The organism is Paenibacillus sp. FSL P2-0136, assembly GCF_037975325.1.
GTDB lineage: Bacteria > Bacillota > Bacilli > Paenibacillales > Paenibacillaceae > Paenibacillus_AQ > Paenibacillus_AQ silagei.
In genome coordinates this window covers 5957480-5978041 of the sequence record NZ_CP150244.1, presented here as the reverse complement: position 1 = coordinate 5978041, position 20562 = coordinate 5957480, and the positions used below count along the sequence as shown (strand labels likewise).

Here is a 20562-nt window from a genome sequence, read left to right as displayed (position 1 = left end):
ATACTACGATTGCAAAAAAACAAACAAAGTGATAGTTGCATTCTGTACATTTAAAAACAGTGAAAAGGAAGGTTCGCCGCTTCTAAATGTAGTTTGTACAACTAAATCTGCCTGAATGGGGGATAAGGCCGGTATTGGTGGAATTTAGGTGTACGAAATACAACTAAACGTATCATCGGAGGAATATCAGGTGATTTAGATGTACGGAGTGCAATTAAGTCCTAATTAAGTCCTAAATTTAGTCCTCCACTTGTACCTTAGTCGGGTACGGCAGCCCGCCACCGCCAGTATGCAATTAGTTACAGTATTCGTTACATCCGCCGCCGCAGATCCTTCGGCTTCAGTCCGTTCTCCCTGGCTGTGCGGTGCCAGAAGGAACGGGTGGAATAGAATTTCCAGGCAAAGCGGGGGAAGTTCGGGCTGAAGAGCAGGGATTCCCCGGCGCTTCTGGACTGGATGCTCTCGGCCAGGCTATGCATGGCACGGCCCAGATTCTTCAGCGGCCCCCGGCCCAGAGGCACCTTATCCAGGGAGCCCAGCATTTCCCCGGCGCCTTGGCCTATGGCTTGCCCGAAGTGAACACCGGCGCGCGTGCACCAATTCTTAAGGATCTCCACCGCAATGTGGTTCTGCTGTCCCTCGTAGAAGCCGTTGTTAATCAGCGCATAGACGTAAATCTCCCGTTCGCGCTCGGTCTTCAAATATCCTTCCAGGGTAACCAGCAGCTGGAACAAGTGTGACGGAACTCCGTCATAATACAGGGGGAAGGCCAGAACCAGCACATCCATGCGGCATAGCTCGCTGTATTCTTCAGGAGTGAGCGGTCTTTTATTCGGCGTATAGGGGTGCAGTTCGTTCCCGTCCGCAATCAGCGGCTCCAGCATGGACAGCAGTATGCCCGAGTTGCTGCCGTTTGGCTTGGGGCTGCCGTTAATCAGCGCGATGTTCATTGGAGGGCCTCCTTAATGTGCTGCGGGCTGGTGTGGAAATAGACATTGTTCTCTGACGAATACAGATTCAGGCCGTTTGCCGCGACCAGCATTCGGGCCGTATGCTGCTCACCCTCCGTAAGGTCACTGCCATAGAAATGTACGGATAATTTGAACTGGTGCTTATAGCGGGGCCGGTGATGTGTCTCCCCGTGTGTGGTGACAAAATAGGGCAGCATGTAGGAGAGGCTCCGGTTCAGCACATTCAGCACAAAGGGGCTATAGCTGCCGTACATACATTTACTGATGATCATGAGCTCATCGCTGCGGGAGAACAGCTCGCCCAGATTGTCGTAGCCATCTCTCTTAATGACGCATGTCCCGGGAGTCCGGGTCCAGCAGCCGAAGCAGCCCATGCACGAACGGATCGCACCGCTATCCGAGATGACCGTTACTTCCTCTTGCGCCGTATCCCCCAGCCAGCCCGCGAATTCTTGCTCCTGCAGATCGTGTATGATCGTTCTCAAGACTTCATCTCCCTAAAAGATAGATTTAAGCTCCAGCAGATCGCGCCAGTTGCCAGAATAACGCACTCCGTTATTAGTAAGCAAAGCCGTAATTCCATGCACCATGGACCAGAGTGTAACTAGGTGCTTGGTGAATTCCGACTCCGGCAGCCCGCTGCTGCGGAACACTTCATAGACCGTTGTCCGGAACAGGGCAAATGGCGGATAGCTGTCAGAATCGTAGTTGTCCAGATCAATAACGATGCCTGAATGGTAGAACAGAAACTGGAAATACTGTGGATGCTCTATGAAAAAATCAATATAGGCCTGCCCCAGCAGAATAATCGTATCAGGGTTCCCCTCCTGGCCTTGAACCGAGGCATGCAGAGTGTCCATAAACTGGCTCGTGACATGCTCCCCCATGGCGGCTACCAGTTCATCTATATTTTTAAAATGGCTGTAGGGAGCGGTATGGCTGACTGCACATTCGGCGGCTACTTTGCGCAGGGAAAAGCTATTCATGCCGTCCAAGTTAATCAGCTTGATGCCAGCTTCGATCAGCTGGTTGCGTAAATTGCCGCGGTGGTAAGGTTTATCTTTCAAGGTATGCATTCTTCCTTTCATACTTGTCTGTCATCTTAACATTGTAAAGATTGTAGCATGTGTTTGTGATCTTTACAATGTTAAGATTTGATTGCTGCTGGGCGATTCCGGGTATACATTTTGCAAAATAGTCAGGAGCAGGTTATAATTAGTACCAAGTACTAATATCAGATACTAATAAAATCAAAAGCTGAGGTGGATCTAATGACAGGTGCAAAAATAACAGCGATCGGATCTTACGTGCCGGCCCGCAGACTTACGAATCAGGATCTGGAGCAGATGGTGGATACCAATGATGAGTGGATTGTGCAGCGGACGGGTATCCGGGAGCGCAGAATCAGCCGCGCGGATGAATATACCAGTGATCTGTGTGCAGCTGCCGTCCGGGATATGATGAAGCGTTATGGCAAAAGTGTGCAGGATGTCGATATGGTGCTTGTGGCGACCAGCACGCCAGACTTCTCTTTTCCATCTGTAGCGTCCATTGTGCAGAATACCCTTGGCATTCCGCTGACTGCGGGAGCGATCGATCTGAGCGCCGCGTGCGCCGGATTCGTATATGCTCTGCATACGGCTCACGCGCTGGTGTCTTCGGGACTGCATCATAAGGTGCTGGTCATTGGTGCCGATACGCTATCCAAGATCACAGATTATACGGACCGCAGTACCTGCATTCTGTTCGGGGATGGAGCAGGGGCTGTGCTGGTGGAGCGCAGCGGGAGCGGGACGCAGGACGACTTCATGGGATACCATCTCGGGAGTGACGGAAGCGGAGCGCAGCATGTCTATCGCACAGGGCTGGCGGAGAAGGTGAACGGAGTGGAGCTCTCCGGGACAGGGCTGCTGGTGCAAAATGGCCGGGAAGTATTCAAGTGGGCGGTCCGTACGGTTCCGCAGGGAGTACAGCAGGTGCTGAAGAACGCCGGAGCAGATATTGCGGAAGTAGACTGGTTCATCCCGCACAGCGCCAATCTGCGGATGATTGAACCCATCTGTGAACGGCTGAACTATCCTCTGCAGCAGGCATTATACAGTCTTGAAGCCTTCGGTAATACCTCGGCAGCCAGTATTCCGCTTGCGCTGGATCTGGGCATCCGCGAAGGGAAGGTGCGCAGCGGCCAGCAGGTGTTGCTGTACGGTTTCGGTGCGGGTCTTACCCATGCGGGCCAACTGGTCAGACTGTCGCTGGACCCTCAGGTGGCTGAGCCTACTCCGCTGTAATGCGGCCAGGATAGAGAGCATGGACAGGCTAATACGGGGGCCAAGCCGAAAAATGGTCCCCAAAACCAGAAAAACGGTGCCTTGAAGCTGTCCGGTAAATGAGCGATTATAGTATCGAAAGCGTTCTCAGGTAGTTGCGGAATGCAGCCAAGCTATTGTTCTGGGCTGGAGGGGAGGGATTGAAGGGCAGATCCGGGAAAGGCAGAAGTTCAGCGTTACGGCGATCCAGTGGTTTAGGCGTTCAGCGGTTCAAGCGGTTCAGCCCGCTGCCGCAGGATTCACGGACGATCAGCGCCGGTTCAACTACAAATGAGCCGCCTTCAGACTGGTTATTGATGAGATCGAACAGCATATGGGCGGCGAGCACACCCAGGCGTTCCTTGTTCTGGCGGATGGTAGTCAGCGTAGGGCTGGTATACTGGCAGGCCTCGATATCGTCACAACCGATGATAGCTACATCCTCAGGAACACGCAGACCCTGCTCCTTCAAGGCGCGGACTGCGCCGAGGGCGAGGAGATCGGAGGCGGCGAAGACCGCTTTTGGCAAATCTCCCGATTCAATTAACGAGTTCATTGCTGCATACCCGCTGGGCTCGAAGAAATCATCACCATGCACGAACCACTTAGGATTCATGACCAGGCCGAAGCCGGCAATGGCTCTGACATACCCTGCTTCGCGCCGGTTGGAGATATCCGAATCCGCTCTGCTGCCTATGAAACCAAGCTCCCGGTGTCCGAGCAGGTAGAAATGCTCCACCACTTTGGAGGCAATCTGGTAATTGTCTGACATGACATAGCCGGATTTCCTGCCGGTCAGCTCCAGGTCAACGCCGATGCAGGGAATATGGCTCCGGTCGAGTTCCTGTATCGCAGGCTCCATCTGTTCTCCCGAGATAATGACACAGCCGTCCACATGGAAATGCAGGCAACGCGAGTAGTAATCGCCGCTGTTAATGAACTTCTCATTCGAGAAGAAAATCAGATCATACCCCAGAACCCCCATCTGCTTCTTGAACGAATTCAGCACCTCAACAAAAAAAGGATGGGTAAATTCCACATTTAGCTCACCGGCAAAAATAACCCCGATCAGATTCGATTTCTTGGTAGCCAGCGTCTTGGCGGAGCTTGAGGGGGTATATCCGGTTTGTTCGATGATTTCGAGCACTCTTCGTTTCGTTTTTTCGGAAACATCGCTGTAATTATTCATGATTTTGGAGACAGTCGATACAGAGACCCCGGCCATTTCGGCGATTTTTTTGATATTCATTTGCATGGCTATGCTCACCCCCGCTTCATAGTTATAACAGGGCCAAAAGACGGGTATGCCAGGGTTTATCAAGGCTACTGACCGTTCACTTGGACACTCTCTGCTGTCAAACAGCAGTCCTTTCTAGAGTCTATTCAACTTGCCGAAACAAGTCAAAGGTTAATTGCGTTTAGAGGAATGGCACGGAGAAAATCGAAACCGATTTCGGTCAGAGGGCTTGAGGGTACTTTAGATTGAGCTGAGAGCAACTTGAAGGCAGCGGGGCGATGGAAATGCGGTAAGAGGAGACTCTAATCCTGAGGAGGCATACACGGAATGAAAAGAAATATATCAGCGTTGTTAGCGGCCGCTGTCATCGTTACGGGACTTCTATCGCCGCTGGGCAGCGGCGGGGCTGAGGCGAAGTCTGTTCAGAGCAGACTGACAGCGTCTGCGGAGACCACAGCCGCCTTGCAGAGCGGGAGCTTGGCTGCCAATGATTTGAAAGCGTTTACCGATGTAAAAGAGGGCAGCTGGGCGGCATATGCGGTGCAGCGCTGGAGCCGCAGCGGGGTGATCTCCGGCTACGGGGACGGCAGCTTCCGGCCGGAGCAGCAGGTCACCCGGGCAGAATTTACGGCAATCGTCAACCGTATATTTGGCTATAAGGATATGGCGGCTGTGCTTCCGGCGGATATCCCGGCGGCGGCCTGGTACAAGGACGATATCGCCAAAGCGGTAGCAGCGGGGTATCTGAGTGCAGACGCACATCAGCGAATCGAACCTGCGGCTCCGCTGAAACGCGGGGAGGCGGTCCTTGCGCTTCAGCGGATACTGAGGCTGGAGACTGAGCGTCAAGCCAAGGGCATGTACAGCGACCTGGCGGGAGCCGATAGTGCAGTTAGCGCTGCGGCGGATGCTTTTACGGCAGCCGGTTATATGCAGGGCTATCCCGGAGGCTTATTCAAGCCGGACGGGAGGATCACCCGTGCCGAGCTGGCGAAGCTGGCGGATACACTGGTGCCGGAGCTGCGCTCCGCCGCCGGGGAAGTGAAGCTGGGCAAGGTGAAGGGCAATGTGGTGCTGAGCCATGAGGATATTACACTGAGGGACACTATCATAGAAGGAAATCTCTATCTTACCGAGGGGATCGGGGAAGGAGTGATCCGGCTTCAGGGGGTGCAGGTTACCGGCACAACCTATATTCGCGGCGGTGGCGGGCAGGGCGTAAGCCTTACGGACAGCAGCCTTGGGGCCGTGCAGGTGGCGAAGCCGAAGGGCAGTGTCCGCATCGTTGCCAGCGGGACAACATCCGCGGGAACGGTACATCTTGATTCCGGTGCTATCCTTGAAGAAGCTGCGCTTACCGGGGAGGGATTCGCTGGTGTTGTCCTCCCGGCAGGTGAGCAGACGGTCACTCTTATTGGCAATTATGGGGTTGTATCCACCGCTGATGCGGCCGGAGGCAACCTCACGCTGAGCTTGTCAGGCAAGCTATCCAAGCTGATCTGGGGCACTCCCGGCAAGCTGGTGCTGATGAATCAGGCGCAGGTGGCTGAGCTGCTCCTTACAGCCGGTGCCCGGGGCACTACAATTACAGGCAGCGGCAGCTTCGGTACTGTGCTGAATCAGGCCGAGGCTGTCACGGCCGGGGGCATTGCTCTCATGCCAGGCAGCCGCAGCAATCTCAATCTGGCCTCGCCGCAGGCCAGCCAGCCGCCTGTGGCCGCCGGTGGCGGAGTGACAGCGACGGCTACACCGGAGCCGACACCAATACCGACACCGGAGGTTACGCCAGAGCCGACACCAATACCGACACCGGAGGTTACGCCAGAGCCGACGCCAATACCGACACCAGAGGTTACGCCGGAGCCGACACCAATACCGACACCGGAGGTTACGCCAGAGCCGACACCAATACCGACACCGGAACCAACCCCAACGCCGACACCAACACTAAGTCCAACACCCACACCAGCGCCAACCACTGATCCGTGGAGTCTGGTGTGGAATGATGAATTCGATGACAATGCCATTGATCCTGCGAAGTGGACCTATGATCTCGGAGACGGCACCGCTGTCGGGAATCCGGGCTGGGGCAATAATGAGCTGGAGTATTACACCAATGATCCGAAGAATGTGAAAGAGCAGGACGGTAAGCTAATCATTACCGCACATAAGGAAGCAGTAGGCGGCAAGCCGTACACTTCCACCAGAATTAAGACCAATGGCTTGTACAGCAAAATGTACGGAAAATTCGAGATCCGGGCGAAAGCTCCGGCTGGCAAGGGGCTGTGGCCGGCGATCTGGATGCTGCCGGAGAATTATGTGTACGGCAATTGGGCGGCCTCCGGGGAGCTGGATATTATGGAAGGCTGGGGCAGCCGTCCGAATGTGGTTGCCGGAACGATCCATTATGGTTCCCAGTGGCCGGATAATGTCTATTCCGGCAAGGAGTATGTATTGCCTGGCAGTTCCACCATTGAAGAGTTCCACACCTACTCCATTGAGTGGGAGCCGGGAGAGATCCGCTGGTATGTGGACGGGGTGCTGTTCTCGACCAAGAATGACTGGTACAGCAAAAGCAGCGGACAGCCGGCTATCAACGCGTATCCGGCACCGTTCAACCAGAAGTTCCACCTGCTGATGAATCTGGCAGTCGGCGGCAACTTTGACGGTAACCCTACGGATGAGACCGTATTTCCGAGTTCCATGGAGATTGACTATGTCAGAATCTATGAGCTGACTGGACGCGAATACCGGCAGCCGGTACCGGTGGAGCTGGCGAAGGAGCCTTATCTGGAGGGAGCGAAGCCGCCGCTGGCAGACGGGAACTTCATTTATAACAGCGGGTTCACGGAGCAGGTAGAAGGAGATCCCGGGATGGGCATCCCGAATACAGCCCACTGGGTACTCTACACAGATGAAGGCGCAGATGCGGCTCTATCTCTGGAGCAGGCCGGCGGCGTGAATCTGCTCAAGGTAAACATCTTGAAGCCGGGCGGCAACTCTTATTCGATCCAGCCGCAGGCGATTGTGTCGCTGGCAAAGGGCAGATTCTACAAGCTAAGCTTCGATGCCAGAACGGATACGACCCGCGAGCTGACCGCCCGGCTGACAGGTGGCGCATCGCTTGGCTTCCCGTCTTATTCTCCAGCGTTCAAGGCAGCGCTGACCCCGCAGCTTCAGCATTACGAGACGATGTTCCAGATGAAGGAGAGCTCGGACAATGCCGCGCGGATCGAGTTCAATCTGGGGACCAATGCTTCCCCGGTATGGCTTGGCAATGCACGGCTTGAAGAGATCAGCAGCATTCCCTTCGATCATGACAGCGCCAAGGCGCCGCTCGGCAGCGGCAACCACCTCTACAACGGCAGCTTTGATCTGGGAGAACCGGACCGGATGAGCTATTGGCATATTGCTGCTTCAGGAGGTGCGGAGGTTACTCCGCGGGTTGAGGCTGACGGCCGCCTGAAGCTGGACATTACAGACGCAGACACCGGCGGCAGCGAGGTTACGCTGCAACAGAAGGGAATCTTCCTGGTGCAAGGCCAGGATTACAAGCTGACCTTCGAGGCCGATAGCTTCTCCGCAAGGACAGCTGTAGTCGAACTGCAAGGCAATGACGGCGTAGTCTATGCTTCGGAGCCGGTTCAGCTGAATGCAGGACATCAGCAGGTTGAAGCGCTGTTCAAGAATCTCGCGGGGGCCACGGATCATCTTGGACGATTCGTACTGCGGCTTGACGGGACAGCAGGAAGGGTCCTTCTGGATCAATTCGTGCTGGTACGCACCAGCTCCTATTATGATCCTGATCTGACATATTACCCGCTTTTGAACGGGGATTTCAGCTTCGGGCTTACGAGCTGGGAGCGGCTGCTGACAGAAGACGGCGGCCAGAGCACTGCCGCTGCGGTGGATGGAGCAGCCAAATTCAGCATTACGAATACCGGCAATCAGGCGTATTCGGTGATGCTTTTCCAGAATAACCTCAAGGCAGCGGCGGGCCTCGATTATGTGGTTGAATTCGATGCCAGTGCCAGCGTGGCCCGGCAGATGAATGTGAAGGCAGAGAATGCGAGCTATTCCCCTTCCATCGATAAGACGGTGGAGCTGACACCAGAGATGAAGCATTACCGGTTCGAATTCCGGCAGGGGGCGAATGATATGCTCTCGCTGAAATTCCTGCTTGGCAAGGTAGGGGGTGTGAGCGTTCCGCAAAGTCATGATATCATCATCGACAATGTGCGATTCGAGATCAAGGACGCCCCGGCGAAGCCGCAGGAGCTGCTCGCAGATTCCACAGCCAACCGGGTATCACAGCCGATTGAGCTGACCTTCATCCCGAAAGCAGAATGGTCCGGCAGCATTAAGTCCGTTAAGGTGAATGGCGTTACGCTTGCGGCGGAGCTGTACGATGTAGGGCCGGGAGCAATCACAATTCAGCCTGCGGCCTTCCCGGCAGAGGGAAGCTATAACATTACCGTGGAAGCCGAAGGGTACGTCAATGCTAGTGTGGCTCAGACTATACTGGCGAATGATAACAATCTGGTCGTCAACGGATCATTCACCGGCGGCATCTCGGGCTGGTCCACCTGGTCCGGTGAAGGTGGAGTCTCGTCCTTCCAAGTGGTGAACGGAGCAGCGGAGGTGCTGATCACGGCGGCCGGGTCACAAGCCTGGCACACCCAGCTCTATCAGGAGAAAATCCCGCTGGAAGCTGGCGCAACCTATGAGCTGAGCTTCAGAGCGAAATCTACCGTTCCCCGGCAGATTATCGTGGAATATAGCGGAACCTCTGCCCAGGCGGCTCAGGCGAAGTTCGACATTACAGCCACATGGGCGACTTACAGCACTCAGTTCAGTGTGACGAACGCCAATCCGCTGAAGCTGAACTATCTGATCGGCGCCACGCTGGGTGAAGATAAAACGGCGAACCATACGGCGCATACGATTTCTTTTGATGATATCGTGCTTAGAAAGGTAACAGACGGACCGGACACCGAGCCTGCCAGCGGGACACTGGATAACGGCACATTCGATGCGCAGCCTGCCCTTAAAGGCTGGACCCAGTACTTCGAGAGCACCGGAAATGCCGCAGTCCAGAATGGGGAGCTTGAGGTGTCGCTGGGCTTCACGGGCTCTGCCAACTACGCCGCTCAGGTAGATTACAGAGATTTGAAGCTGACTCAGGGTAAAAGCTATACCTTGGCCTTCAGCGCCCGTTCGGATATCAACCGGCAGATTGAAGTAGCAGTCGAGCATTTCGGAGGAGATTATACGAAATATTTGCAGACAACCGCCGCTTCTTTAACGGGCGAAATGCAGCGCTTCAGCTACACCTTCACCATGAACGGCGGAACGGATGCAGGGGTTCATCTGGTCTTTCTGCTGGGGCTGAATCCCGGAAACAGCGCAGAGACGAATGCGGCTATCGAAGCAGGCAATCATATCTACATCGATGATGTCAGTCTGATCGAGAACCCGTAAGCTAACGAAAGAACGCACCATGGCATGTGACAACGGCCGTGATCCTTGAATTCAAGGGTCGCGGCCGTTTTGATACTTATATGGGATCAAATGAAAGTAAAAAACAGCATACATTGTGCTCAAACGCAGGCGATGGCCCGAATGTATGCGGAAAACAACATACATTGTGCTCAAACGTAGGCGATGGCTCAAATGTATGTGGAAAACAACATACAGCCTTTTCAGCATGAGCAGAATAGTTTGAACGCCAATAGCTGATATTATTCTTTAGGGATTAATTCAAAAATCTTGCCGGTCTCCAGCGCTTCGATCAGCTTCAGCAGCCAGCGGTAATATTTAATGGCTTCTTCAATCTTGAGCTCGTCGGTGTGGAGCAGGCGCGATAGGTCGGGCTCGTCCGCGTAATCAATTTTCATTTGCCGGATTTCGGCGAGTGATTTGTTAAGGGCGGTCATATTCCCTTCAACTGCTTTTCTCCATTTAATAGAGAAGTAATCGCTGAAGTTCTGATGCCAGTCGGGAACCACCTCGAACAGATCCTTGCGGGTGCCCTTGCCCCAGACTTTATCGATCATCTTCAAATCAAGCAGTGTACGTACTCCAGTACTCATGGAGGTCTTACTCATGCCCATGGTGCTGCTTAGCTCATCCAGTGTAACCGGGCCCTCATTAAAGTACATGTAACCGTATAAATGCCCGATGGACAGGGTGATGCCGTATAAATCCATATTTTTGCCGATAGAGTCGATGACCCGTTCACGGGCTTTGCTGATTTTTTCTATTTGCTCGGGCAAAAGCCCCTCTAAATCGTTCATGATGTCCCTCCTGAGGAATAGGCTGACATTCTGCATGTCTCTCCTAGTGTATTGTAATCAAATCTCCGGCAAGAAGTAAAGAATTCATCCGGAACGGAATCCGGCGTTAAACAGAGTATTCTATACGTAAAGTACGTAAAGTTAAAACTGTACACTCAATTCTTAGCGAATATGAGCTTTGCGTATTTTTTCGTAAGTCCGTTACACTAGGTCAGTAGCGTTAACCCGAAAGTAAAAGGAGAGAAGGAGGTCAACATGGCAATTATAGAGGTGAAACAGTTAACCAAAGTATTCGGTCATGATGCAGCACGGGCGCTTCCATTATTAGAACAAGGCTGGTCCAAAGAAAAGATCGCCCGGGAAGCCAAGCTGACGGTCGGTGTGAATAAAGCCGAATTCAGCATTGAAGAGGGAGAAATATTTGTCATTATGGGATTGTCGGGCAGTGGTAAATCCACGCTCGTCCGTCTGTTGAACCGGCTGATTGAGCCTACCGGAGGACAGGTGCTGTTCAAGGGTAAGGATGTTGTCAAGATGAATCCGGAGCAGCTTCGGGAATTCCGGCGGAAGAATATCGGCATGGTCTTTCAAAAGTTCGCGCTGTTCCCGCACCGCAGTGTGCTGGCTAACGCAGAATACGGACTGGAAGTCCAGGGCGTGGAGAAAAGCAAACGAACCCGGCTGGCCATGGAGGCTCTTGAGCTTGTAGGGCTGAAGGGCTGGGAGAACCACCGCCCGGATCAGCTCAGCGGAGGCATGCAGCAGCGTGTCGGCCTGGCGCGCGGTCTGGCCAATGATCCTGACATTCTGCTGATGGATGAAGCCTTCAGTGCGCTTGATCCGCTGATCCGCAAGGATATGCAGCAGGAATTGCTGGAGCTGCAATCCAGAGTGAAGAAGACGATTGTCTTCATCACGCATGATCTGGATGAAGCGCTGCGGATCGGGGACCGTATTGCCCTGATGAAGGACGGGGTCATTGTCCAGATCGGATCGCCGGAAGAAATTCTGATTCAGCCTGCGAACAAATATGTGGAACGCTTCGTGGAGGATGTGGATCTGTCCAAAGTATTGACCGCTTCCCATGTGATGCGCCAGCCGGAGATGATCCGCCCGGAACGCGGTCCCCGGGTAGCCCTGCAGCTCATGCGGGACAGCGGGGTCTCCAGCCTGTATGTCGCAGATAATGAGATGCGGCTGCAAGGTCTGCTGACAGCGGATAATGCCTCACAGGCCTTGAAGGAGAACCGCAGTATTCTGGATGTGATGCTGCGCGACATTCCCCGGGTTCAGCCGGATACCCTGCTGAATGATCTGTTCGAGCTGATGTCGGAGACGCATCTGCCCGTTGCTGTAGTGGGGGAAGGCGAGAAGCTGAAGGGCATTGTTATCAAAGGGGCCGTGTTGTCTGCCCTGGCCGGTAACGCGGTTCCTGAAGGAGGAATTGGTTCATGAATTTACCTAAAATACCGCTCGGAAAGGGCGTAGAATGGATTGAAAATTGGCTCACGACCTACTTCGGCCCTATATTTGATATCATTCATGCTGTGATTGGCGGAATGGTGAGCGGGATTGATGCGGCGCTGAATTTCCTGCCCGCAATGGTGCTGACCCTTCTGATCGCAGCTCTGGCCTACTGGATCGGCAAATGGCGGATGGCGCTGTTTGCGGTGGTCGGACTGCTCCTGATTGACAATCTTGGATTGTGGGGACCGTCGATGCAGTCGCTGGCCCTGGTACTGACAGCCTCTCTGCTGGCTGTAGTGATCGGGGTTCCGCTCGGAGTGCTGTGTGCACAGAGCCGGACTTTCCAGAACATTGCCACCCCTATCTTAGACTTCATGCAGACGATGCCGGCGTTCGTATATCTGCTTCCAGCCGTGTCGTTCTTCTCGCTGGGTGTTGTTCCCGGCGTCATTGCTTCTATTATATTTGCTATTCCGCCAACGATCCGGTTAACGAACCTGGGGATTCGCCAGGTCTCACCGGAGCTGGTGGAAGCGGCGGATGCCTTCGGTTCAACCGCAGGGCAAAAGCTGTTCAAGCTGCAATTGCCGATCGCGCTCCCGACCATTATGGCCGGGATTAACCAGACGATTATGCTCTCGCTGTCTATGGTCGTCATCTCGTCCATGATCGGTGCCCAGGGTGTAGGTGCCTATGTATACCGTGCAGTATCACAGGCGAAGACGGGTGCGGGCTTCGAGGCGGGGATTGCGATTGTTATTATTGCCATTCTGCTGGATCGTCTGACCCAGAAGCTCTTCAAATCCAAACCACAAGAATAGGAGTGTATGATTAATATGAAAAGAATCCAATCGATAAAGCGCAAACCGCTAATGATGCTCATGCTGCTGATGGCAGTAATTCTGGTAGCAGGTTGTTCGTCCAATAATAACAATAGTACGGTGAAGCTGGCTTATGTGGCCTGGGATTCCGAGATCGCCAGTACTAACGTAGTCAAGGAAGTGCTGGAAACGAAGCTCGGCGTGAAGGTGGAGATGCTGCAGGTCGATGCCGGACCGATGTGGGCCGGGATTGCTGACGGAAGCGCAGATGCCATGGTAGCCGCCTGGCTGCCAAGCACGCATGCCTCTTATCTGGAGAAATACGGCAAGGACATTGAGGATGCCGGTGTGAATCTGGATGGAACGAAGACCGGGCTTGCCGTTCCCGCCTATATGGAGATCAACTCCATTGAAGATCTGAATAATGCAGAAGTAGCGGCAACGCTCGATAAGCGGATTATCGGAATTGAGCCGGGGGCCGGAATTATGACGGCCACGGAAAAAGCGCTCGAAGCCTACGGCTTGAGCGATTATACGCTGCTGGAGAGCTCGTCGGCGGCAATGGCGCAGGAGCTGCAGAAGGCTTTTGACAAGAATGAACCAATTGTAGTCACTGGCTGGACTCCGCACTGGATGTTCGCCAACATGGACCTCAAGTACCTGGACGATCCGAAGAATGTCTACGGCGGTGCCGAGCAGATTCATACGATGGTCCGCTCAGGTCTGAAGGAAGATATGCCTGATGTGCACAAGTTCCTGAGCCAATTCAAATGGACTGCAGAGGATATGGAGCAGGTTATGGTCAAGATTCAGGGCGGACAATCGCCTGAAGAAGCGGCCAAGGAATGGGTAGAGAGTAATGAAGCCAAGGTTAATGAGTGGACGGCTGGTATCTCTGCTTAAGTGAACTCTGTAGGGTTCAGTGATCTGGCGGCGATGACCGATGTGTGCTATGATGGGAGAAAATAAGCAACAATTCTGTAACTTGTACGCTGATGTCGCAGAATCTATAGTTAGATGTTCAATAAACACCCCGCAAGGGGTGTTTTTCTTCAACATTAATGAGCGGTTCCTTTACATGCTGCTAAGAGTCAGGGAAGGAGAGCGCTCTATGACCGAGATCATCAATGCCTGGATTGACTGGCTGCTGCAAAGTCTGGGACTTAGCGGCCCGTATATTGTTTTTGCTACCTTTCCGCTCGCCGTGCTGCAAAGCTTGTTCGGATTTTTCCCCCTGGCGATTCTGATTGTGCTGCATGTCTCTGTATTCGAAGTGATCGGCGGGATGGCTGTCAGCTGGCTGGCCTGCAACCTGGGCGCGGTAATTGTCTATTTTCTCTTCCGGCGCTATCTCTTCGACTGGTTCGACCGCAAATGGGGCTACAAGCTCAAGAAGTATGAGAAATGGCAGACCTATCTGGACCGTTACGGCATCTGGACCCTGGTGCTGCTGCGTACGATTCCGATTGTGCCCAGCAATATCATCAATCTGATGTCAGCCGTGTCTCCGATGAAGCCGGCGGCTTTTGTCTGGGGGACGGTGCTCGGCAATCTGTCTTTTATCTGGCTGTTCGGTACGCTCAGCTCCTCGCTCATTGTCCCGCGTGAGGACTGGAATGGTTTTCTGTTGTGGTATGGCGTATTTATGCTGATTCTGCTTGCTATCTTTGTCCGGCTGCATTGGGGGCATCTTCAGGAGGATAAGCGCAAACGGGCGGGGCATTAGAAGAACGTTGCTGCGGTGTGGTGCCGCGGGGAGGTTCTTTTTTTTGTGGATTAGGAAATTATGATTTGCGTCCGATGTGGATAAGTTGTGCATAAAGTTGGGGGTAAGTGTCTTGGAGCATCGGCAGGATGACTATATTCTGGGCCAGTAATAGGAATGACTTCTCTGATTTCACCGAACAGCCGGATATGGTCGAAAAACCGACCACATTCGGTGCGGTAGAGGCGTGTGGGCCGAATATGGTCGAAAAACCGACTACATTCGGTGCGGCAGAGGCGTGTGGGCCGGATATGGTCGAAAAACCGACTACATTCGGTGCGGCAGAGGCGTGTGGGCCGGATATGGTCGAAAAACCGACCACATTCAGTGCGGCAGAGGCGTGTGGTCCGGATGTATGAGTAAAAGCGAATCATGTGGCCACAGCCAGTAACAAATTTCGAGAAATCCTGCAAGAAGTGCAACAATGCTGCTCCATACAAGCGGCGGTGAGGGAGACAACCCTCAGAATGGATCAAATACAGGCTGAATATCGCAATGAATGGGACCAATTTCACTCGTTAGGGTGATCTGGTTCTTGGATACAAGCAAACACCAAAGCGAAAGCCCCACATTGTGGGGTTATTTTGCGTGTGCGCCGAATAGCCTATTAGTACAGGGAGCGGCTTGACCGCAGGAATGTCGGGAGGGACTGCAGGGCATGGGCAGAATCAGAAAATGGGGGAAACGGAGCGCAGGCGTACCGCTCTTCGGGCGTCTGCGGCTGCCGGACTTCAGCGGAAGCGGTCTGAGGGGGCCGGGCGGGCGCCGCCAGGCCTTCAAGGCCAAACCGTCCAGAGCGGGAATCCGGCCGCCGGGTGCGGGTTCGGGAGCAAGGTTCGAAGCGAAGCCTTCAAGACCCGGCGCGGGTCTGCCTGGCCGGAGCTGGGGACGGAGCGGGGGCTTCGTGGCGAAGCCCTCCAGGTCCGGCGTCCGGCTGGACGGGAGTGAAGCAGATTACGGGACTGCGAAGCCGTCCGGGAGAGCAGCGGGTGCTCCGGGCCAGCGGGTCTGGCGCAAGTCCGGGCGCGGCGGCGGCTTCCGCTTGTTCGGCAGCAGGGACGGGAAGCGTCAGGAAGCCGCCGGGGGCAAGGGGCAGAAGCCGCGCAGACGGGGCAGATTCTGGATCGTTCTGAGCCTGCTGCTGCTTCTGGCGGTGCTGCAGGGGCTGCGTTATGTGGAGCAGCACCTGAAGCCGCCGATTCTCCATCTGGCACAGATCCGGGTGAAGCAGATCGCCACGGAATCCATTAACAAGGCGATTACGTCCCAGGTGGCGGACGGCGGGAATGCTGAGGCGCTGATTGACTGGAAGACGGATAAGAGCGGCAAAATCTCCGGCTTCATGCTCAACTATAAGGAGCATATGCGGATTACCTCGCAAGCCGCCGAGGTGATACAGTCCACACTGCAGGAGCTGCATAACCGCAGCGAGCGTATTCCGCTGGGCCAGGCGCTTGGCAGCCCGCTGATTGCCTCCTTTGGACCCGATATTCCGATCAAGATCGAACCTCAGGGGGCCGTGAAGGTGGAGCTGAATACCCGGCAGCAAAATGCCGGAATCAATATGATTCTGGTTGAGGTCTATATTCACATTGTGACCGAGGTAGCGGTCGTAATCCCCTTTGACATGGAGCCGCAGGTGGTGGACACAGAGATCCCCGTCTCCTACCTGATGGTAGTCGGTGACGTTCCAATGTACTACTATGACAATCAGGGCAAGCCGGTCGGCGAGAACGGCAGCAGCGCCCCGGGCATCGCTATTCCGGCTCCTTCGCTGAACACTGAGAAGGGCAGCTCCGGCACGGAAGGCACACCTTCAGGCGGCGGCAACAGCAGCTCAGGCTCGGGCGGATCAGGCGGACATGCGGGCAGCGGGGAGAGCCCGACGCCTGCCGCAGGCGGCAACAATGCGCCGGATGCGTCCGGGGGAGGCGGAAATACGGGGGACGGGTCGGAGTAGGGGAGAAGCGGGGATAATGTCGGGGTAAGGGCTCCTGTGGTCATTTAATGGCTAAATGGGGGTCTTTTTTTATTGTGCCGGATGGGTTGATACGGGCTAATGCGGATAAAGTTCGGAATTAGTTGGCAGGCTGCCGGTGCGATGAGGACGATGAGGTAAGTATTCAAATCCACCTTTCCAATATGAATCCACTAGGAATGGACCGGAATGGCTTCTATAATAAGGGCAACGCTGCGGCTGAAAGGGGCTGTAAGCCAATCTTGGGGGGGCTGAGACTAATGAGAATATTGATTGTAGATGATGAGTCCAGACATCTTAGAGGGATGGTCAATCTGATCGGACGCCTTCGGCCGGAGGATCAGGTGGTGGCGGCGCAGGATGGCTTGTCCGCTATGGAAATGGTGAAAGCCCACCGCCCGGAAGCTATATTGACTGATATCCGTATGCCCGGAATGGATGGGCTTGAATTTCTGGAACGGCTTAAGCTTGAAGGTATCCGGACCAAGGTCGTAATGGTATCCGCTTACAATCTGTTCGAGTATGCGCAGAAGGCAGTTCATTATGGGGCTTATGATTACCTGCTGAAGCCGGTGGAGATTGACCAGGTAGCGGATGTCCTAAGCCGGATCGACCTTCTGCTGACAGCGGAAAAGAGGCAGCGCCGTGAAGAGGAAGAAATGCAGCACCGGCTTAAGCTCGCTTCTTCCGCCTATCTGAACCGGCTCATGCTGTCCTGGCTGAACGGCAGTGCGTCCTTGGCCGAGCTGGCGGAGCTGGACGGTTATGATTGGCTGCGGGAGAGCGGTGTCGCAGTGTATTCGGAGCTGAACTCCTGCCAGGACAGCGGGGAGAGACAGGACAGCGGCGTGTTCATCCGTGCTCTGGAGCAGGCCTGGGGCAGGTGGGGGGAAGCCATCACCATTCCCTTGAGCGGGATGACGGAGGACGGCCCTCTTGCCGCCGTTACCTTGATTACCCTGGAAGCCCTTACCGGGGACAAGCGGGAAGAAGCCCGGTCCATTGCCCGTTCCTTGGCGGCGGATTGGGCGCATACCGGACAGCTCATCCACGGGATTGGCCCGGAATGCCGTTCCCTCCGGGAAGAAGCGCCGCGATCCTATCTGGCAGCCAGAACGGCCAACAGTTACAACTTCTATGATTTCCGGCAGGGGCTGCTGTTTTCAGATGAGATCAGGTTTTCTTACCGCGAGGCCGTTCCTGACTGGAGCAAGGTCTATGAGGCGTTGAAAATGGATGATGCTGCGCTTGTTCTGGAAGCTTGTGTGGAAGCCCTCTGCCAGCTTGCAGACGGTGGACATGCCAGCCCTATGCTGCTGAAGGAACAGGCATCGCTAATGCTGCTGCAGATCCGGAGTGAGCATCAGGACATTCTGGATAAGAGAGCGCAGCAGATGCTGACCGGTACGGCTACGCTGCTTATCCGCTCATGCCGCTCGTACCCGGAGCTGGTGGCCCAGTTGGGGCAGGCACTCCGGGAAGCGCATTTGGCCTTAACCGTATCCCGGCAGGATCAGGGGGAGAGCATGATCGCTGAATGCCTAAGCTGGATACAGCAGCATATGAAGGAGGAGCTTACACTGGAGCGGGCAGCTGAGCATTTCCATTTTAACCCCTCTTATTTCAGTACACTGATCAAGAACAGGACGGGAAAAACGTTCTCGGAGCATGTGACGGCGGCCCGGATGAAGCGGGCCAAGGTACTGCTTGCCGGGGAGCCGCTCCGAATATATGAGATATCCCTGGAATGCGGATTTCAGGATACGAAATATTTTTGCCGCGTATTCAAGAAGTATTACGGCATGTCGCCCAAAGCCTATAAGCATGCGCTGTCGCAAAGGAAACGTGAGGCATGAAGATCACCTTCCGTTACCGGCTGCTGGCCAGCTATATTCTGCTGATCGCCATTCCCCTGCTCGTTCTGGGGGCTTTATTCTACCGGACCAGCCTGAAGATTATCACAGAGCAGGCGCAGAAGAATGTATATGAGATTGTCAGGAAGAATAATGAAGTCATGGACACCAAGCTGCGGATCGTGGACCAGAACAGCATGTCCTTGTTCCTCGATAAGGATCTGTTCCGCATCTTCAACCAGCTGGACCCCGCGAATGAAGCGGAGCTGTTCGCAGCCGACCGGCAGGTGACGGCTGTGCTCGGCAAAACCTTTTCCCAGAACCAGGATATCTTTGCCTACCAGCTATGGACCTCCTACTTCACCTTCGGACAACCCCTGCCTCAAGGAGAACCGACGCAATCGGATATATACCGTATGGCCCGGCAGGCGGGAGGGAAGCTGGTATGGATACCTACTTATGAGTTCGCGTCCATGTTCAACCAGTCCTATTTGCAAGGCGGGAATCTGGAGTTCCGTTATCTCTTCTCGGCTACACGCCTGCTGGATTTCACCTATCTGAGCAATACGAAGCTTGCCAAAATGGATGCCGGAGTGGAGCGCCCCGTACTTGCCATAAGCTTCAAATCCGAGGTGCTTAAATCCTTGTATGCAGACAGCCTTCCGGGGAACTCGCGCTACATGGTGCTTGATCCGCAGGACAGGGTAGTCGCCAGCAGTGAGCCGGGTCAGGTTGCACAGATCTATAAGGAGGCAGGGCTGGACAAGCTGCAGCGGGAGAACAGCGGGGCACGGAGAATGAAGCTGGACGGCGAAGCGGTGATCGTCTGCTTCGACCGTTCGGAGGTGACCGGCTGGATGTCTGTGGTGTGGATACCAGAGGCAGGGCTGGTGAGCAGCCTGGTGCCGGTGATCCGGACATCTATTACTGTACTGGCTGTTGTGATGGGGATTGTGGCTCTGATCCTCGCTTATTTCATTGCAGGTAAAATCACTAAGCCCATCAAGCGGCTGCTCAGCGCGATGAGATCGGTGGGCGAGGGAGATTTCCAGACCCGCGTGGATGTGGTGAGCCATGACGAGTTCGGCGTGCTGACGCAGCGCTTCAACCGGATGAATGACCGGATTCAGCTGTTGGTGACGGAGAATTACGAGATCAAGCTGAAGGAGAAAGAGGCTGAGATACAGGCGCTGAATATGCAGATGCATCCGCACTTCCTGTACAATACGCTGAATGTGATGAACTGGACGGCAATTGAGAATGATCAGCAGGAGCTTAGCAGGATGCTTGTCTGTCTGTCCAACATGCTGCATTATACCTCCCGGAAGACATGGGACGCCGTACCTTTGTCCGAAGAGATGAGCTGGATGAGTAATTACTTCTATATTATGTCAATCCGCTTCGAGGACAAGTTCACCGTGGAGTATGATATGGACCCGCGGCTATTGGCGTACGATGTGCCGAGACTGCTGTTCCAGCCCTTTGTGGAGAATGCGATTCTTCACGGCTTCGATCAGATCGGCTCTGGCGGACTCATTGGAATCCGCGGCTGGATTAACGGCAGAACCCGGCATTACGAGGTAGCTGACAACGGCCGGGGCATGAGTGATGAGACGATACACAGGATTCTTTATCAGAAATCTTCCTCCGTGGGCATTAAGAATACTATTGACCGCATTCAGATGACCTACGGCGGCGAGTACGGGATATCCATCTTCTCGACTCCGGGGACAGGCACGAAGGTAGTGATTACTTTGCCGCTATAAGCCAATCCCGGTCCACCAATCCAAAGAGATTAGGGTTATGTAAGCGCTATCTTATATTTTATAATAAAGACATCATAGACTGCAGCTATGAACCCGTTGAAC

Annotated in this window: 15 protein-coding genes; 10 read left to right on the top strand and 5 right to left on the bottom strand. The window is 54.4% G+C overall.

From position 1 onward, the window contains the following. Positions 1–311 precede the first annotated feature (311 nt). The 3 genes from NYE26_RS25330 to NYE26_RS25320 are packed head-to-tail and all read right to left on the bottom strand — an operon-like array spanning position 312 to position 2038. A complete protein-coding gene (locus NYE26_RS25330; RefSeq protein WP_036732560.1) occupies positions 312–950 on the bottom strand; it encodes a hypothetical protein in 639 nt (212 codons plus the stop codon). Continuing rightward, positions 947–1456, bottom strand: coding sequence for a flavoprotein (locus tag NYE26_RS25325; protein WP_036732563.1), 510 nt, complete (start codon positions 1454–1456; stop codon positions 947–949). The genes NYE26_RS25330 and NYE26_RS25325 overlap by 4 nt, the downstream gene beginning before the upstream one ends. A 12-nt stretch (positions 1457–1468) precedes the next feature. Then, positions 1469–2038, bottom strand: coding sequence for a TetR/AcrR family transcriptional regulator (locus NYE26_RS25320; RefSeq protein ID WP_051478698.1), 570 nt, complete (start codon positions 2036–2038; stop codon positions 1469–1471). Between the two features lie 204 nt (positions 2039–2242). On the opposite strand from NYE26_RS25320, the gene NYE26_RS25315 reads away from it, so the two are divergent. Next, on the top strand, positions 2243–3259 hold the full coding sequence (locus NYE26_RS25315; RefSeq protein ID WP_036732566.1) for a ketoacyl-ACP synthase III: 1017 nt from the start codon (positions 2243–2245) through the stop codon (positions 3257–3259). Between the two features lie 241 nt (positions 3260–3500). Here the strand turns inward: NYE26_RS25315 and NYE26_RS25310 are convergent, their stop codons facing one another. Further along, complete coding sequence (locus NYE26_RS25310) at positions 3501–4526, bottom strand: LacI family DNA-binding transcriptional regulator (RefSeq protein ID WP_036732636.1); 1026 nt, start codon at positions 4524–4526, stop codon at positions 3501–3503. A 315-nt stretch (positions 4527–4841) separates the two neighbouring features. On the opposite strand from NYE26_RS25310, the gene NYE26_RS25305 reads away from it, so the two are divergent. Then, on the top strand, positions 4842–9995 hold the full coding sequence (locus NYE26_RS25305; RefSeq protein WP_339251009.1) for a carbohydrate binding domain-containing protein: 5154 nt from the start codon (positions 4842–4844) through the stop codon (positions 9993–9995). A 260-nt stretch (positions 9996–10255) separates the two neighbouring features. Here NYE26_RS25305 and NYE26_RS25300 read toward each other — a convergent pair whose 3' ends face one another. Next, the gene (locus NYE26_RS25300; protein WP_036732568.1) at positions 10256–10810 is read right to left on the bottom strand and encodes a transcriptional regulator; all 555 of its coding nucleotides are present in this window, start codon (positions 10808–10810) and stop codon (positions 10256–10258) included. Positions 10811–11065: 255 nt separating this feature from the next. Here NYE26_RS25300 and NYE26_RS25295 point away from each other — a divergent pair, with 255 nt between their 5' ends. The 8 genes from NYE26_RS25295 (at position 11066) to NYE26_RS25260 (ending at position 20460) form a co-directional block, all read left to right on the top strand. Continuing rightward, positions 11066–12265: a glycine betaine/L-proline ABC transporter ATP-binding protein gene (locus NYE26_RS25295; RefSeq protein WP_036732571.1), complete on the top strand. Its 1200-nt coding sequence runs from the start codon at positions 11066–11068 to the stop codon at positions 12263–12265. Next, positions 12262–13098, top strand: a complete 837-nt coding sequence (locus tag NYE26_RS25290) for a proline/glycine betaine ABC transporter permease (protein ID WP_036732574.1) — start codon at positions 12262–12264, stop codon at positions 13096–13098. Before NYE26_RS25295 ends, NYE26_RS25290 begins: the two co-directional genes overlap by 4 nt. A gap of 15 nt (positions 13099–13113) precedes the next feature. Continuing rightward, positions 13114–14001, top strand: a complete 888-nt coding sequence (locus NYE26_RS25285) for a glycine betaine ABC transporter substrate-binding protein (RefSeq protein WP_339251006.1) — start codon at positions 13114–13116, stop codon at positions 13999–14001. Between the two features lie 208 nt (positions 14002–14209). After that, positions 14210–14824 (top strand): VTT domain-containing protein, encoded by a 615-nt coding sequence (locus NYE26_RS25280; protein WP_339251004.1) that lies wholly within the window; start codon positions 14210–14212, stop codon positions 14822–14824. A 128-nt stretch (positions 14825–14952) separates the two neighbouring features. Then, positions 14953–15222, top strand: coding sequence for a hypothetical protein (locus NYE26_RS25275; RefSeq protein ID WP_339251002.1), 270 nt, complete (start codon positions 14953–14955; stop codon positions 15220–15222). A 764-nt stretch (positions 15223–15986) separates the two neighbouring features. Further along, positions 15987–16823, top strand: a complete 837-nt coding sequence (gene yunB, locus NYE26_RS25270) for a sporulation protein YunB (RefSeq protein ID WP_339257614.1) — start codon at positions 15987–15989, stop codon at positions 16821–16823. A gap of 278 nt (positions 16824–17101) precedes the next feature. Then, entirely contained in the window at positions 17102–18697 is a 1596-nt protein-coding gene (locus NYE26_RS25265; protein WP_339251000.1) for a response regulator, read from the top strand. Next, positions 18694–20460: a sensor histidine kinase gene (locus NYE26_RS25260; protein WP_339250998.1), complete on the top strand. Its 1767-nt coding sequence runs from the start codon at positions 18694–18696 to the stop codon at positions 20458–20460. The genes NYE26_RS25265 and NYE26_RS25260 overlap by 4 nt, the downstream gene beginning before the upstream one ends. Positions 20461–20562 lie beyond the last annotated feature (102 nt).

Coding starts and splice junctions, on each gene's coding strand:
- NYE26_RS25330 (WP_036732560.1), bottom strand. CDS start 950: ATGAACATCGCGCTGATTAACGGCAGCCCCAAGCCAAACGGCAGCAAC.
- NYE26_RS25315 (WP_036732566.1), top strand. CDS start 2,243: ATGACAGGTGCAAAAATAACAGCGATCGGATCTTACGTGCCGGCCCGC.
- NYE26_RS25310 (WP_036732636.1), bottom strand. CDS start 4,526: ATGAATATCAAAAAAATCGCCGAAATGGCCGGGGTCTCTGTATCGACT.
- NYE26_RS25305 (WP_339251009.1), top strand. CDS start 4,842: ATGAAAAGAAATATATCAGCGTTGTTAGCGGCCGCTGTCATCGTTACG.
- NYE26_RS25300 (WP_036732568.1), bottom strand. CDS start 10,810: ATGAACGATTTAGAGGGGCTTTTGCCCGAGCAAATAGAAAAAATCAGC.
- NYE26_RS25295 (WP_036732571.1), top strand. CDS start 11,066: ATGGCAATTATAGAGGTGAAACAGTTAACCAAAGTATTCGGTCATGAT.
- NYE26_RS25290 (WP_036732574.1), top strand. CDS start 12,262: ATGAATTTACCTAAAATACCGCTCGGAAAGGGCGTAGAATGGATTGAA.
- NYE26_RS25285 (WP_339251006.1), top strand. CDS start 13,114: ATGAAAAGAATCCAATCGATAAAGCGCAAACCGCTAATGATGCTCATG.
- NYE26_RS25280 (WP_339251004.1), top strand. CDS start 14,210: ATGACCGAGATCATCAATGCCTGGATTGACTGGCTGCTGCAAAGTCTG.
- NYE26_RS25275 (WP_339251002.1), top strand. CDS start 14,953: ATGACTATATTCTGGGCCAGTAATAGGAATGACTTCTCTGATTTCACC.
- NYE26_RS25265 (WP_339251000.1), top strand. CDS start 17,102: ATGAGAATATTGATTGTAGATGATGAGTCCAGACATCTTAGAGGGATG.
- NYE26_RS25260 (WP_339250998.1), top strand. CDS start 18,694: ATGAAGATCACCTTCCGTTACCGGCTGCTGGCCAGCTATATTCTGCTG.